Here is a 13,900-nt window from a genome sequence, read left to right on the forward strand (position 1 = left end):
CTCCGCATGCCCTTGGTGCGGAACGGTGCCGAAGAGTGGGATGACCGCTGATCGGACTGCTCTCGCGGACTCACCGGATCCGCGATCGGGGAATAGACCAAGGAACCTTGCTGGCCGGCTGACACGCCGGCCCGGGCGCCCCGCCGGACACCGGAACGACCCCGAGATGATCCCCGCATCTGTCATGGGCAACGATCCGACTTGCAAGGAGGAGGCACACCCTACGCGGCTAGCCGCAGAAGGATGGGAAAAAGTGCAGTAAAATCAGTGCAGGAGATGCTGGCAACGCTCCGCAACGTCGATGCTCCCGATGGCTATCTGGTCCCAGCAAATCCGCACATTTCCGCGACTTTCGGCACCGGTTCGGGTATGCCTGATGGCCTTATGGTCCCAAACCGGCGAAAGCCCGGTCGCCGGGCGTTACTCGATGGTAATTTCGCCCGGCGGAAGCATCCCGTTCAGGCGTCGGAATACTGCATTTGGGATACCGAGCTGCCCGGCTTCGGGCTACGTATCCATCCGACCGGACGCTATCACTGGTTCGTCCGGCTCCGGCATCGCGGCAAGCATCGGCGGATCACGTTGGGCCGGAGCGACGAGCTGGACGCGGCACTTGCGCGGACCCAAGCGCGGCGGCTTCTCGCGGAGGTGGCGCTGGACGGGTTGCCCCAGCGCACCGTCGCGAAATCTACTCCCGAGCTGGCCGATTACGTCGAGACCTACTGGGCCGACATAGCGCGCTACTGGAAGCCGTCGACCGCCGCGCGCAACCGCAATGCGTGGCGGCTCGACCTCGCAGCCGTGTTCGGGTCGATCCGTGTCGCGGACATTGTCCCCGCCGACATCATCCGCTGGCGGGACGACTGTGCGGGTGCGGACGAGGCCAGGTTCAATCGAGCGCTGCCGGTGCTAGCGTCCCTACTGAAATATGCCGAGCAGCTGCATCTGAGGCGCAAGGGATCGAACCCATGCCGCGGTACGCCTCGCTACAAGCGGCAACCGTGCGAGCGATACCTGTCGCCGCTGGAATATCGTCGCTTGGGGGTGGCGTTGCGCGACGCCGAAGCCGCGAGCCCCGCAGAGGTTACGATCATCCGGTTGCTGCTCTACACGGGCGCCCGCGTGAGCGAGGTACGCGACCTCCGATGGGAGTGGGTGCGCCCGCCGCATCTGGCGCTCCCCGACAGCAAGACCGGCGCGAAAATCATTTGGCTGAACAGTCAGGCGCTTGCGATCCTCGATGCCGTTCCGCGACGGGATGGTTGCCCCTTCGTCTTCCCGAACCGCTCGGGAGCCGCACCGGTCAAGCTGGACAACTGGTGGAACGCCTTCCGGCGCACTTGCTCGATGCCGGACGTGCGCATCCACGATCTGCGCCACAGCTTCGCCTCGACCGCGATCATGGACAACGTGCCGCTAGCCACGATCGGCAAGCTGCTGGGGCATTTGCTCCCCGAGACCACGGCCAAGTACGCGCACCTTTCGGACGACGTGATCGCGGATGCGGCACAGCGCATTTCCGGCTCGCTCGCCCAGGCGATTGGACTGCGGGCATGACCGCCCTTGCGCTCCGCCAGGTTGTCGCGGAGGCCTTGGCCGAAGTCGGCGCGAACGTCGTCTATCTGCGGCTCCCGAAGGGCAAGCCACGGACGACGACGTGGATCGGCGTCGAGCACGGGTTCGGCATCCGCCATTATGCGACAGGGCGGAACGTCTACATCGCCCAGACCCGCATGGCCCGACGGCTGCGGACGGTGACGATCGGCCCGGCGTCGGTTATCACGCGCCACCAAGCGACGATGGTGGCGCGACGCGTGATCGCGCACGCCCAGGTCGGCCTCGATCCGGCGACCGATCGCAAGCGCATCCGCTCCGCGCCCCGCTTTGACGACTTCCTGAACGAGTATTGGGCGCGGTGGTCGCCGCACTGGAAGCAGTCAACCTACGAAACTCAGTGCGGGTACCGGGCGCTCTACCTCGGCGGCGCATTCCCCGGCGTGTTCATCGACGGGCTGAACGAGGCGGACGTCACCAAGTGGTTCGCCGACCTGAACAATCGTACCGGGCCGGGTGCTGCGAACCGCGTCATGTCGATCCTCAACAACATGCTGAACAAGGCGGAGGCTTGGGGCTACCGGCTGGAGAACACCAACCCATGCCGCGCGGTCCGGCTCAATCGCAGGCGGCAATGCGAGCGCTTCCTGAGCACCGCCGAGATGGGGCGGCTGGGCAGGCTGCTGGGGGAGGAGCGCGGGGGAGAGGACAAGGTGACGGCGGCGAAGGCAACGGCGATTACCCTGCTGCTGCTTACCGGCTGCCGCGTAAGCGAGGTTCTCGGCCTGCAATGGCAGGACGTACGCGGCAACCGGCTAAACCTGCGCGACAGCAAGACCGGCCCGCGAACCGTATGGTTGGGTGACGATGCGCGGGCGCTGATCGGCACGCTGCCACGGCTCAAGAACGTGCCGTGGCTGTTCTGGAACGCGGGCTGCCGCAAGCCCATCCGCGACGTCACCCACTATTGGCACGGCCTTCGCGACCGGGCGGGGCTGCCGAGGGTTCGCCTGCACGATCTTCGGCATACCTTCGCCAGCCATGCGGCGATGAACAAGGAGACGCTGCCGATGATCGGGCGGCTGCTCGGGCATCGCAACCCGCAGTCGACGGCGCGGTATGCCCACTTGGACGATGAGCATGTCCTGGACGCGGCCGAGCAGATCGGCTCGGCGATTGACCGGATGATGACCTAGGGAAGGTTTGTTTTGATGGTCGTATCTCCGTGAGAGTCACGCGGTCACCAACCTGCCACGACCGCAACCCGGGGCTTGAAGGTGGCTGGACTTGTCCACCAGCCGTTATATGCAGCGACCCTCTTGATCGAGGGAATACGCCGCTGAAACTAATCATTCAAATTCCTTGCTTCAACGAGGAGGCAGTCCTCGCGGACGCGCTGCAGGATTTGCCGCGCACGCTGGACGGCGTCGACGTGGTGGAATGGCTGGTGATTAATGATGGCAGCACGGACCGGACGGTCGAGGTCGCGCGCGCGGGCGGCGTCGACCATATCGTCGATCTGCCGGTCAACATGGGCCTTGCCTATGGCTTTTCCGCAGGCCTCGCGCGCGCATTGGCGGAGGGGGCGGACATCATCGTCAACACCGACGCCGACAATCAGTACGACGCGTGCGACATTCCGCTGCTGATCGCGCCGATCCTGGAACGGCGAGCGCAGTTCGTGATCGGCGACCGGCCGATCGCGACCATCGGGCATTTTTCGTGGACGAAGCGCAAGCTGCAGCGTCTGGGCAGCGGCGTGGTGCGGCTGATGTCGGGCGCGGATATCCGCGACGCGCCGAGCGGCTTCCGCGCCTTGTCGCGTGAGGCGGCGCTGAGGATCAACGTCTTCGACGGCTATACCTATACGCTGGAATCGATCATCCAGGCGGGACGGTCGAACATCCGCATCGTCTCCGTCCCGATCCGCGTCAATGGCGAGACGCGGCCATCCAGGCTGGTGCGCTCGATCGGCAATTACGTCCGCCGCTCGATCGGCTCGATCCTGCGCGCGTTCTTTGTCTATTCGCCGGGGCGGACCTTCTTCTACCTCGGCTTGCCGCTGGCGGTCGCGGGGGCCGCGCTGGCGGGGCGCTGGGTCGTGCTGTTCCTGCAGGGGACCGAGCGGGCGCACGTGCCCAGCCTGGTCGCGGGCGCGGTGCTGCTGATCGTCGCCGCCTTGTTCTGGGTCGCGGGGCTGCTGGGCGAGCTGTTCGCGATCAACCGGCGGTTGTTGCAGGATGTCCAGTATATGCTCAGGAGCCAGGGCGGTGCGATCCGCCCGCCGATGGGCGGTGAACCCGAGGACAAGCATGAACCCTCGTGACGCGCTGGCGCGCGTGGCGCTTGCCGAGATCCCCAAACTGCTGACGCTGCAGGACCGTACGCCCGCGAGCCCGACCTACGGCTGTTTCGACCGCGCCTATTGGCATTACCGGATGATGGATTTCCCGTGCGGGATGAGCCAGGAGTTCGTGCTGCCGCTGGCGCTCGCCTGGTCGCTCGACATGCCCGGCAATCCGTATTTCGGGCAGGTGGCGGTGCGCGACTGGGTGGAGGCGGGCATCCGCTACGCCGCGCGATCGGCCCACGCGGACGGATCGTGCGACGATTACTATCCGTTCGAGCGCGCGGCAGGGGCGGCGGCGTTCTCTTTGCTCGCCTGCCTCGACGCCGCCGCGATCATCGGGGTCGAGCGCGATCCGGCAATCGCCGCGTTCCTGACCGAGCGCGCGCGGTGGCTCGCGGATCACCGCGAGAGCGGGCGACTTTCCAACCATGAAGCGCTGATCGTCGCCTGCCTCGCGCGAATGGTCGAACTCGACGGTCCGGCTTGGGAAACGCCGCTGCGCGAACGCACCGCGCGGCTGCTGTCGTGGCAGAGCGCGGAAGGGTGGTTCGACGAATATGGCGGCGCGGACCCCGGCTATCTGTCGCTGACTATCGGGCTGCTCGCCGATGCCGACCGCCGCCGGGCGGACCTGGGCTTGCGCGAGCCGTGCGCTCGCGCGATCGGCTTCCTGGCGACGATGGCGCATCCCGACGGGACGCTGGGCGGGGAATACACGTCGCGTGCGACGCGCAACTTCTTCCCGCACGGGCTGGAGATCGCGGGGGCGTGGTCGAGCGAGGCGCTGGCGCTCAATGGTCTGCTGCTGCGGCCGCTGGTCGAGGACCGCGCGCCGTGCTTCGCGGACGACCATATCGTCGGGCATCACCTGTGGAGCTGGATGCTCGCGTGGCGCGAATGGCAGGACGACCGCCCCGCCCCGGCAACCGCCACCACGGAGACGCGGCACTTCACCGACGCGCGGCTGCTGGTCGACGTGCACGGCGAGACGCGGCTCTACTGCGGCCTGTCGCGGGGCGCGGCTTTCAAGCTGTTCGACCGCGACCGGCTGCTAATCGCGGACACCGGCCCTTCCCTGACCACCAGCGACGGCCGCGTCGCGGTCGGGCATCTGGAGGGCGAGGCGGTCATCGAGGTCACCCCGGACCGCATCATCTACGACGGCCGCATGGCCTGGGCCAAGGTCGCGCGGCTCACCCCCGCCAAGTCGGTCGTGCTGCGCGTCGTGATGCTAAGCGTCGGCCGCTTCTTTCCCGACCTCATTCGCCGCATGCTCCAGCGCCTGCTGGTCACCGGCCGCCGCGACGCTCCCTACCGCTTCCGCCGCCGGCTCGAACACCGCGACGGCGCGTGGACGGTGACCGACGAGATCACGCCGGACGAGGGATGGAAGGGCGTGCGCGCCATCGGCATCGGTGGCTTCCAGACATCGGTGACGACGATCATGGCGCGCGTCTGGCAGGACGACCAGTTCCAGCCCTGGCTCGACCTGACCGACCGGCTCGCCGTGCTGAAGGACAACGAGACGCTCACGGTCGAGCGCCGCCTGGGCGGAACCGCGCGCTGATGCGGCGCCTAGTCGGGCTGGTGGTCAGCCTTTTCATCCTGTGGCTGATCTGGCGGCACATCGACACGCACGCGATCCTCGCCGCGACGCGCGCGAGCGATCCTTGGTGGCTCACCGCCGGACTTTCGATGGTCGTCCCGCTGACGCTCGCGACCGCATGGCGGTTTCAGATACTCAGCCGCCACGCGCTGGGGCTGGGTGGCGCGACGCGGCTGATCCTGTCGTCGTCGACGCTCAACCTGTTCCTGCCCTCCAAGATGGGCGACATCGCCAAGGCATACGTACTGACCGGCCGCCACGGGCAGGACCCGCGCCGCGCGCTGTCGGTGGTGGTGCTGGAGAAGATGCTCGATATGGCCGCCTTGCTCGTCTGGGGGCTGGGCGCGCTGCTCTGGGTCGGGTCGAGCGATCCGTGGCTGCTGCTCGGCGCGGCGGCGGTCGCGGGGCTGCTCGGGCTGCTCGTGCTGCTCATCGCCCCGCTGCCGCTCGCGCCCCGGCTGATGGCGCTCATCGGCGGGGTGCTGCCCGGCAAGATCGGCATCGCCGCCCGCGACTTCTCGACCGAATGGGCGGGGGTCACCGCCTGGTTCTGGAGCGTGCCGAGGCGCGGTGCCGGCATCGTCCTCTTGTCGCTGGCGATCTGGGCGGGGCATCTCGCGCAGTTCTGGCTGTTCGCGCATGCGTTGCGGTCGAGCGTGCCGTTCGTCGACAACATGGCGTTCGCGACGCTGTCGATCCTGGTCGGCCTCGCGCCGTTCACGATGGCGGGGATCGGCACGCGCGACGCGGCGATCATCTTCTTCTACCGCGCGTGGCTCGCACCCGGGCAAGGCGCGGTGCTCGGCGTGCTAGCGACGATGCGCTACCTGAGCCCGGCGGTCGCGGGGCTGCCGTTCCTGCGCGACTACGTGCCGAAACGGCCGTGATCCCGCCAATGCTTCCAGGGGCGGACGATGCCGTCGGCTGGCGTCGCGTGCTGCTGGCGCTGACCGGCGGCGCGGTGCTGGTCTATCTGGCGCTGGCATTCTTTCAGCCGTTCACGCTGCGCTACGATCCCTGGGTGATCCAGGACGACGCGCGGCAGTTCCTCGCGTGGATGCCGCGCCTGACCGATCCGGGCGCGATGCGCGGCGACCTGATCGCCGATTACTGGCAATCGGTGTCGCCGCCGCTGTATCGCCTGCCGTTCGCCGTGCTTGCGTGGATGGGCGTGGCTCCCCCGGTCACCGCGCTCCTCGCGCCCGCGCTGCTGTTCCCGCTCACCGTGCTCGCGCTCTGGCCCGTCGCGCTGCGACTGCTCGGGCGTCCGATCCCGGCGTTCTGCGGCGCGGCGCTGGTGATGATCTATCTGATCCACGAGGATTCGCTCTACTCGTCGACACCGCGCGCGCTGGCGACGCCGTTGGTGCTGTTGTTCGTGCACGGATTGCTGAGCAACCATCCGCGCGCGATCCTGGTCGCGCTGACGCTGCTGGCGCTGGTCTATCCCGCGCCTGCGATCACCTGCCTGGCGATGCTCGGCCTGTGGCATGTCCGGCTGTTCCCGCGACCGGGCGTCGACCTCAGCCGCCGGTCGATCGCGCTGGTCGGCGGAGCGGCGCTGCTGGTGGCGGGCGCGGGATTATCGTTTCGCGGTGAGGTCGCACGATGGCAGCCCGTGCTGACCATCGCGGAGGTCGCGAGCATCCCCAGCATGACGACTCCGGGGGCACGCAGTTCGATCGTCCAGGCGAACGGCCGGATCGGCTGGGTCTGCTCGTCGCGCATCGGCTTCTTGCCCGAGATCGTGCATTGCGGCCGCCGCGAGATCGGGCCGGGCGCGCTGGTCAATCTGCTAATGCTGCTGCCGATGCTGCTGCTCGGCTGGCGGGCGCTGCGGCGCGGCGATCCGGCTGATCCCGATCGCCTTTATGCGCTCGCCGTCGCCGCGGCGCTGATCTGCTGGACGGCGGCCGCGCTCGTCTTGTTCAAGCTCCATTTGCCCAGCCGCTACAGCCAGCGCGTGCTCGTCCCGCTGGAGCTTCTGGGGGCGACGCGATTCGCTACAGGCCTGTTGGCCGCCCGCTGGACCGAAGGAACCCGGCGGATCGTCGGCAAGGTCGCGGCCATCGCCCTGCTGCCCGCGTTCCTGTCCCCCGGCCCGAAGCTCACGCGTCCGCTGGTCGCGCCAGCGGTCGCGCGGATCGCCGCCCTGCCGGCCGAAACACGGATCGCCGGGGTCGCCGACGAGCTGAACCTAGTCCCCGCGCTCACCGGCCGCGCGGTGCTGGCGACCACCGAGCACGACATTCCCTACCAGCTCGGCTATTATCGCCCTTTCCATCGGCAACTGCGCGACAGCGTCAGTGCGGTCACCTCCCCGCACCGGGAAGTGATCGGCCGGTTCGTCCGCCAGCACGCCGTCGATGTTGTGGCCGTCGACGCGCACGTGCTGAGCACTGGCAGGCTCACGCCGCGTTACCGCGCGACGCTTCCCGAATTTCGTCCGGTTACCGCCGTTCCCGCGTTGGCGAGCGCGCCCTGCCGTAGCTTCACGGGGGGACAACTCATCTTGTTCGACGGCAAATGCTTGATGCACTGGGCCGCGGTACGCTGACGAGCCTGCGGCATTGTGGAAGTGTGATCGAGCGACCGCGCCGACCGTCGTTACCGCCAGTTGCTAAACGACACTATCAAGTCACCCTACGGTTCGCACTCGGCTACCTTGTTGCTTTCTCCGAAAGTAAGCGGATTTCGATCATCGTTTCGCCAGCGGTCAATGGCGAAAAGGTGGGATGCTCCATCGTACTCACCGGGCAAACAAGACGTTTCAGTCGCCTCGGCTAAACCGCTGGAGCGAGACCGCGGCCACGTGCTTCGATTGCTGCCTTAACCAGGAAATCCTCGATGCCGGCAATGGATTGCTGACGACATAGCTGGAGGGCTTCGACCTCGGTGAGGCAGTCGATCCCATACCCGAAATGGGCTTGCCAGAGCTGGTCGAGTTCTTCGCCATGCCGCTGCCATAGCATATCCCGCGTTTCAGGTCTCAGCGAAATGCGCTTCGCGTCGCGGCTCTCGGTAAGCGTGGTGATCGCGATGACGGACCCGCCCCGCGCCTCCACGTAGCCGCGCAGGTTTGCCAACGTGCCTCCCAACCCGACATGATCGTCGACGAGGACATAGGCGGCGCTAGGCTGCACTTCGCCGTCGAACATGGCTGGCGTGACCAGTCGTTGGAACGCGGGGGCGCGGGTGTGTCCGATCTTGTTGATCTGGACGATCTCGCCCGCGATCACGGGCAAATCGAGGTCGCGGCCGAGCACTTGCGCCATTGCATCCGGGATCGCGTTGAAGCCCGTCGTCTCGTCGGCGATGACCGGAAGTAGGAGCGCTGGACGGCCCGCAATGGCGCTCCGCAAGGTCCCGATCGCAGCGCCGTCAAGAAGGTCGATGGCGAGCGTCAACGCGGCCTCAGGATCGCCCGCCTTGGCGCTGCCATAGCCCGAATGACCGTCGCGCAGCGCGACCGTCGTGTGGACCACTATGTCCGGGAAATCGGAGGGCCACGGGAGCCGAGTTCGGGGGATTTCCATAACCTAGCACTACACTAGCGGGTCGTTTGCGCTGCCCCCGAATCGCTTGTCGACGGACCGATGAGCAGCGCGACGCAGCGCGTATGCGAGTGATGGCTATTTGGTCCCAAATCCGGATCAAAGTTGGAACACTACCGCGCTCGCGATACGGGTCGATCGGTCAATGGCGCGCTGTCCCGCGCGCCCAAGTGCCTGCCGGAAGGCGGTTTTCTTGCCGATAAACTGGCTGCCGTTCGCGACTACAGAACGACGCCAAAGTCCCTGATTGACAAGCACACACCACGCTATGGATAGCGGACGCGTGCAGGGTAGAAAGTCATGTCGGTTCAGTGCTGTAGCGGCGTAGCGGCGCTGCTACAGCAAGCGTCAAAGCTGCGATGGGACGTGCTCCGCGGGTGCTACGGTGCTACAGAGTGTCAGGCACGTGTCGATGGGGAGGGTGAACGGCTATGGTTGTCTTGCGGCATGATTGTTCGGAGGTGTCGCGATGACGCATGTGCTCTCGGCACGGGAGCAGAAGCTGCTCCGCCATCTGCAGATCGACAGCAGCGTGTTCCAGATCAGGAGTCAGCTGCCGCTCGGTACTGGAACGGTAACGCTAACGCGTCTCACCGAACTGGGCTTGCTGGAGACGGGACCAGGACGGCATGGCGAGGCCGGTTGGCGTTTATCGGAGAACGGCTGGCGCTGCATGTATGGCAAGCCGAAGAGCGAACTCGGAGCGGAGGGTGCTCCCCACTATCCCCTGAAGGTGTGGAGCTGGCCGCCAACGCCGGACACCATGCGGTGCTCCTCATTCGTGAACTTCTGCGTCGAGAAGAGCGGCCGGGCTGGCACGGGCTCGTCGCTTGCCCGCTCCTGGCTGGGTTGGGGAAAGGACGCAGGCGATTGGGTGCCGGGCTGCATCGTGGTGCTTACGCGCGGCCAGCCGCCTAAAGGGCATGTAGGGTTCTTCGCCGGCCGGGACGGCGATCGCGTCCTCCTGCTTGGCGGAAATCAGGGAGATGCCGTAAACATATCCTCATTCGAGGTCAGCCGAGTCATTGGACGTCGAATTGCGAGACCTTGAGAGATGACGATGAAGCGCGTCCTTAGCGGAGTCGGTGACGATGATTTGGCCTTCGTCACGGCGATGCTCGAGTTCGATGGCGCGACGGTTGAAAAGACGCAGGAACCCGAAGGCAACTGGACGGTGGTCGGCATTTTCGCCGACGAGCTCTTACCCGCTTCGGCGGTCCAACCGGGGGCAGGACCGCCGCCGGTCGGCGAGCGATCGGTGGCGATCGACACGTTGGCGCGCACGCTTTGGGGCGAAGCGCGGGGCGAGGGCGAAGCTGGCCTAGAGGCAGTTGCTGCGGTTGTGGTCAACAGGACGCGTCGAAGCGCCGAATTCTGGTGGGGCCACCGGATCGAGGATGTTTGCCGTCGGAAGTTTCAGTTCTCCTGCTGGAACGAGAACGATCCGAACTTGCCGAAGCTGAAGAAGGTCACTGGGGATGATCTGCCTTTTGAAACCTGCGTGGCCGTCGCGACGCGGGCGGTTGACGGCCTGCTCGCTGATTCGACAGGGGGTGCGACCCACTATCACCATCGCGCCACACGCCCCAACTGGGCAACGACACCATGCGCGCGAATTGGCAATCACCTGTTCTACAATGACGTTGGATGAAAGCGGGGCTCCGCTCAAGAATTTGAAAGCTGAGATAAACAAGCGTGGCAGCTCGTTGTTCAGAGAGTCGGCAGCGGGGTCCTATAGATCGGCTATTGCCGCCCGTTTGCTGCTGGATCAAGATTGTCGCCGAGACGGTGTAGATCGAGGGTTGGACGTGCTGCCGTAAGGCTGGTCGGGCGAGAGGCGCCAGCACAAGGCTTGAGGTCGGATCCGCTTACGGCGCTTCATCATAGACACGCCAAGGTCCAAAGCCGGCCCAGCAATCCGTCTACTTTTTCAGCTATAGCCAGCGGCTCACCCGCAAGCGCTCGGTCCGATACCGGCTATTCGATCAGAGCAGAGAACCTGAAGTATGTCCGGTTCTGGAAGACGGCAGACGGCAGACGCTTTGAACGTGTGATTGTGAGTCAAGATGAACGGGTCGGCGGGCAAATCTGAACGAATTGGCCTAGCCACATGGAGTGTACCCGAAGGAGCCAGGAAAGAAATGGGCGAGAGCATCGAGCGGCAAGAGGTGAGGGGCGCCCGGGTGTACCTGCGGGTCAGCACCGACGAGCAGGATCTCGAGCGGCAGGAGCGTATCGTTACCGACGCGCGCGCCGCTGGCTATTACGTTGCCGCCGTGTATCGCGAAAAGGCGTCGGGCGCGCGCGCCGACCGGCCCGAGCTCGTCCGCATGGTGAGCGATCTGCAGCCGGGCGAAGTGGTCGTAGCCGAGAAGATCGATCGGATCAGCCGTCTGCCACTCGCCGAAGCCGAACGGCTGGTCGCGGCGATCAGGGACAAGGGCGCAAGGCTGGCTGTGCCGGGCATCGTCGACATGTCGGAGCTGGTCGCCGGCAGCGCGGGGATGGCTCGCATCGTGCTCGAGGCGGTCCAAGACATGCTGCTCCGGGTGGCGCTGCAGACCGCGCACGACGATTACGAGGACCGGCGCGAGCGGCAGCGACAGGGAATCGACATCGCCAAGCGGAAAGGGCGCTATACCGGCCGCAAGGCTGATCAAGCACAGCATAAACGGATCATTGCGTTGCGGGAGGCTGGCATGAGCATCGCCAAGGCGGCCGAGCTGACCCCGTGTAGTCCCGCCCAGGTCAAACGAGTCATGGCGCTGCACCGAGCAAACAATGCACTTTGAGAGGTTGCCGCTAACGCAGAAGCTGCCATCGGTCAGATATTGGTGCATACTTCGTCGGTAGTTTCGAAGTAGGCGAGACATGCGTGTCCGCCTCTGCTTCGCTCGTCGAGACCGTCGCGTAACTAACGCGACGCCGCTCGCGCGGGCTACAGCTTGGCGGTCAGTTCAGGCACGATCTTGAACAGGTCGCCGACCAGGCCGATGTCGGCGACCTGGAAGATGGGGGCGTCCTCGTCCTTGTTGATGGCGATGATGACCTTTGAGTCCTTCATGCCGGCTAGGTGCTGGATCGCGCCGGAGATGCCGACCGCGACATAGACTTCGGGCGCGACGATCTTGCCGGTCTGGCCGACCTGATAGTCGTTGGGCGCGTAGCCTGCGTCGACCGCGGCGCGGCTGGCGCCGACGCCGGCGCCGAGCTTATCGGCGAGCGGGTCGATCAGTTCGTGGAACTTCTCGCCTGAGCCGAGCGCGCGACCGCCCGAGACGATGATCTTGGCGCTGGTCAGCTCGGGACGGGTGTTTGCCGCGATCTCGGAGCCCGCAAACGTCGAGAGCCCCTTGTCGCCGGTTGACGCGACCGCCTCGATCGTGCCCGAGCCGCCCTCGGCCGCCGCCTTCTCGAAGGCAGTGCCGCGGACGGTGATGACCAGCTTCTTGTCGCTCGTCTGGACCGTCGCGATCGCGTGTCCGGCGTAGATCGGCCGGGTGAACGTGTCCGGCCCCTCGACCGACAGGATGTCGGAGAGCTGCATGACGTCGAGCAAAGCTGCGACACGTGGCGCGATGTTCTTGCCGTTGGTGGTCGCCGGGAACAGCACCGCATCGTGATGTCCCATCAGCTCGACGATAAGCGGCGCGACGTTCTCGGCGAGCGCATGGCTACAGGCGGCATCGTCGGCGACATGGACCTTGCCCACGCCGGCGATCTTCGCGGCCGCCTCGGCGACGCCGCCGACACCTTCGCCCGCGACCAGCAGGTGGACCTCGCCCAGCTTCGACGCGGCGGTGATCGTCGCCAGCGTGGCGTCCTTGACGGCCGCGCCGTCGTGCTCGACCCAGACCAACGTCTTCACTTCGAGATCCCCATCGCAGAGAGCTTCATCACCAGTTCGTCGACGTCCGCCACCTTGACCCCGGCCTGGCGCTTGCCCGGCTCGACGACCTTGAGGGTCTGGATGCGCGGGGTCACGTCGACGCCGTAATCGGCAGGCGTCTTCTGCGCCATCGGCTTAGACTTGGCCTTCATGATGTTGGGGAGCGACGCGTAGCGCGGCTCGTTCAGGCGCAGGTCGGTGGTGATGATCGCCGGTTGCTTTAGCAGGCTGCTGAAAAAGGGCTTGGCTGTCGCGCTGTGAGGTGATTCATCGTCGTAGATGCGGTGATCGGGGCGGACGGATGCGCGGCACGGACGAGCGGTCGGGAAAGTTGTTTTCCTACGTCGATCTGGAGCAGCGGGTGCCGGCAAGGCATCCACTGCGGGCGATCCGCGAGTCGGTGAACGAGGCGCTGGTCGACATCGGGCCGGGGATGGACGCGGCCTATTCGCGGATCGGCCGCCCTTCGATCGCGCCGGAGAAGCTGCTGCGGGCCCTGCTGCTTCAGCTGTTCCACCGCATTCGCTCGGAACGACAGATGATGGAGCGGCTGGACTTCGATCTGTCGTTCCGCTGGTTCGTGGGGCTCGGCATCGACGATCAGGTGTGGGACGCGTCGACCTTTTCGAAGAACCGCGAGCGGTTGCTGGACGGCGAGATCGCCGCGCGGTTCCTGTCTGCGATCCTGGGACGCCCGCAGGTGAAGCGCCTGCTGTCGACCGAGCATTTCTCGGTGGACGGCACGCTGATCGAGGCGTGGTGCAGCATGAAGAGCTTTCGTCCAAAGGATGAGACCGGAGCGGATCAACCGCCAGGCGATGCTCCAGGCGGGCGCAACGACGAGATCGATTTCCGCGGCACCAGGCGCAGCAACGATACCCATGCGTCGACCACCGATCCGGATGCACGCCTGTATCGCAAGAGTCCCGGCGCTGGTGCGAAGCTCT

12 protein-coding genes and 1 pseudogene are annotated in these 13,900 nt (G+C 66.0%); 10 read left to right on the forward strand and 3 right to left on the reverse strand.

Features of this window, described 5'->3' with window-relative positions; genetic code table 11:
* Positions 1-201: 201 nt before the first annotated feature.
* From ACE5C1_RS05250 to ACE5C1_RS05275, 6 genes are all read left to right on the forward strand, one after another.
* Entirely contained in the window at positions 202-1,557 is a 1,356-nt protein-coding gene (locus tag ACE5C1_RS05250; RefSeq protein WP_374943008.1) for a tyrosine-type recombinase/integrase, read from the forward strand.
* Complete coding sequence (locus tag ACE5C1_RS05255) at positions 1,554-2,750, forward strand: tyrosine-type recombinase/integrase (RefSeq protein WP_374943009.1); 1,197 nt, start codon at positions 1,554-1,556, stop codon at positions 2,748-2,750. Before ACE5C1_RS05250 ends, ACE5C1_RS05255 begins: the two co-directional genes overlap by 4 nt.
* 161 nt (positions 2,751-2,911) lie before the next feature.
* Positions 2,912-3,880 carry a glycosyltransferase family 2 protein gene (locus ACE5C1_RS05260; RefSeq protein ID WP_374943019.1) on the forward strand — a complete coding sequence of 323 codons (969 nt, stop codon included), beginning with the start codon at positions 2,912-2,914 and terminating at the stop codon, positions 3,878-3,880.
* Positions 3,867-5,471, forward strand: a complete 1,605-nt coding sequence (locus tag ACE5C1_RS05265) for a hypothetical protein (protein WP_374943010.1) — start codon at positions 3,867-3,869, stop codon at positions 5,469-5,471. The genes ACE5C1_RS05260 and ACE5C1_RS05265 overlap by 14 nt, the downstream gene beginning before the upstream one ends.
* On the forward strand, positions 5,471-6,397 hold the full coding sequence (locus ACE5C1_RS05270) for a lysylphosphatidylglycerol synthase transmembrane domain-containing protein (RefSeq protein ID WP_374943011.1): 927 nt from the start codon (positions 5,471-5,473) through the stop codon (positions 6,395-6,397). The genes ACE5C1_RS05265 and ACE5C1_RS05270 overlap by 1 nt, the downstream gene beginning before the upstream one ends.
* Positions 6,394-8,067, forward strand: a complete 1,674-nt coding sequence (locus ACE5C1_RS05275; RefSeq protein WP_374943012.1) for a hypothetical protein — start codon at positions 6,394-6,396, stop codon at positions 8,065-8,067. The genes ACE5C1_RS05270 and ACE5C1_RS05275 overlap by 4 nt, the downstream gene beginning before the upstream one ends.
* Before the next feature lie 226 nt (positions 8,068-8,293).
* Here ACE5C1_RS05275 and ACE5C1_RS05280 read toward each other — a convergent pair whose 3' ends face one another.
* The gene (locus ACE5C1_RS05280; RefSeq protein WP_374943013.1) at positions 8,294-8,995 is read right to left on the reverse strand and encodes a hypothetical protein; all 702 of its coding nucleotides are present in this window, start codon (positions 8,993-8,995) and stop codon (positions 8,294-8,296) included.
* 538 nt (positions 8,996-9,533) lie between these two features.
* On the opposite strand from ACE5C1_RS05280, the gene ACE5C1_RS05285 reads away from it, so the two are divergent.
* From ACE5C1_RS05285 to ACE5C1_RS05295, 3 genes are all read left to right on the forward strand, one after another.
* Positions 9,534-10,115, forward strand: coding sequence for a TIGR02594 family protein (locus tag ACE5C1_RS05285; protein WP_374943014.1), 582 nt, complete (start codon positions 9,534-9,536; stop codon positions 10,113-10,115).
* A gap of 3 nt (positions 10,116-10,118) precedes the next feature.
* Positions 10,119-10,715: a cell wall hydrolase gene (locus ACE5C1_RS05290; RefSeq protein ID WP_374943015.1), complete on the forward strand. Its 597-nt coding sequence runs from the start codon at positions 10,119-10,121 to the stop codon at positions 10,713-10,715.
* Positions 10,716-11,205: 490 nt separating this feature from the next.
* Positions 11,206-11,856 carry a recombinase family protein gene (locus ACE5C1_RS05295; protein WP_374943016.1) on the forward strand — a complete coding sequence of 217 codons (651 nt, stop codon included), beginning with the start codon at positions 11,206-11,208 and terminating at the stop codon, positions 11,854-11,856.
* A 146-nt stretch (positions 11,857-12,002) separates the two neighbouring features.
* Here ACE5C1_RS05295 and ACE5C1_RS05300 read toward each other — a convergent pair whose 3' ends face one another.
* A complete protein-coding gene (locus tag ACE5C1_RS05300; protein ID WP_374943017.1) occupies positions 12,003-12,932 on the reverse strand; it encodes an electron transfer flavoprotein subunit alpha/FixB family protein in 930 nt (309 codons plus the stop codon).
* Positions 12,929-13,177 (reverse strand): annotated as a pseudogene (locus ACE5C1_RS05305) (electron transfer flavoprotein subunit beta/FixA family protein); the annotation flags it as partial. The gene ACE5C1_RS05300 and the pseudogene ACE5C1_RS05305, both read right to left, overlap by 4 nt.
* A 77-nt stretch (positions 13,178-13,254) precedes the next feature.
* Between ACE5C1_RS05305 and ACE5C1_RS05310 the strand changes: the two are divergent.
* Positions 13,255-13,900: transposase (locus tag ACE5C1_RS05310; protein WP_374943018.1), on the forward strand; the 646-nt coding region annotated here is incomplete at its 3' end.

Source organism: Sphingomonas sp., from assembly GCF_964263785.1.
Lineage (GTDB): Bacteria > Pseudomonadota > Alphaproteobacteria > Sphingomonadales > Sphingomonadaceae > Sphingomonas.

Excerpts from the sequence above, each read along its gene's own strand:
- ACE5C1_RS05290 (WP_374943015.1), top strand. The coding sequence starts at position 10,119 with ATGACGATGAAGCGCGTCCTTAGCGGAGTCGGTGACGATGATTTGGCC.
- ACE5C1_RS05255 (WP_374943009.1), top strand. The coding sequence starts at position 1,554 with ATGACCGCCCTTGCGCTCCGCCAGGTTGTCGCGGAGGCCTTGGCCGAA.
- ACE5C1_RS05270 (WP_374943011.1), top strand. The coding sequence starts at position 5,471 with ATGCGGCGCCTAGTCGGGCTGGTGGTCAGCCTTTTCATCCTGTGGCTG.
- ACE5C1_RS05285 (WP_374943014.1), top strand. The coding sequence starts at position 9,534 with ATGACGCATGTGCTCTCGGCACGGGAGCAGAAGCTGCTCCGCCATCTG.
- ACE5C1_RS05265 (WP_374943010.1), top strand. The coding sequence starts at position 3,867 with ATGAACCCTCGTGACGCGCTGGCGCGCGTGGCGCTTGCCGAGATCCCC.
- ACE5C1_RS05295 (WP_374943016.1), top strand. The coding sequence starts at position 11,206 with ATGGGCGAGAGCATCGAGCGGCAAGAGGTGAGGGGCGCCCGGGTGTAC.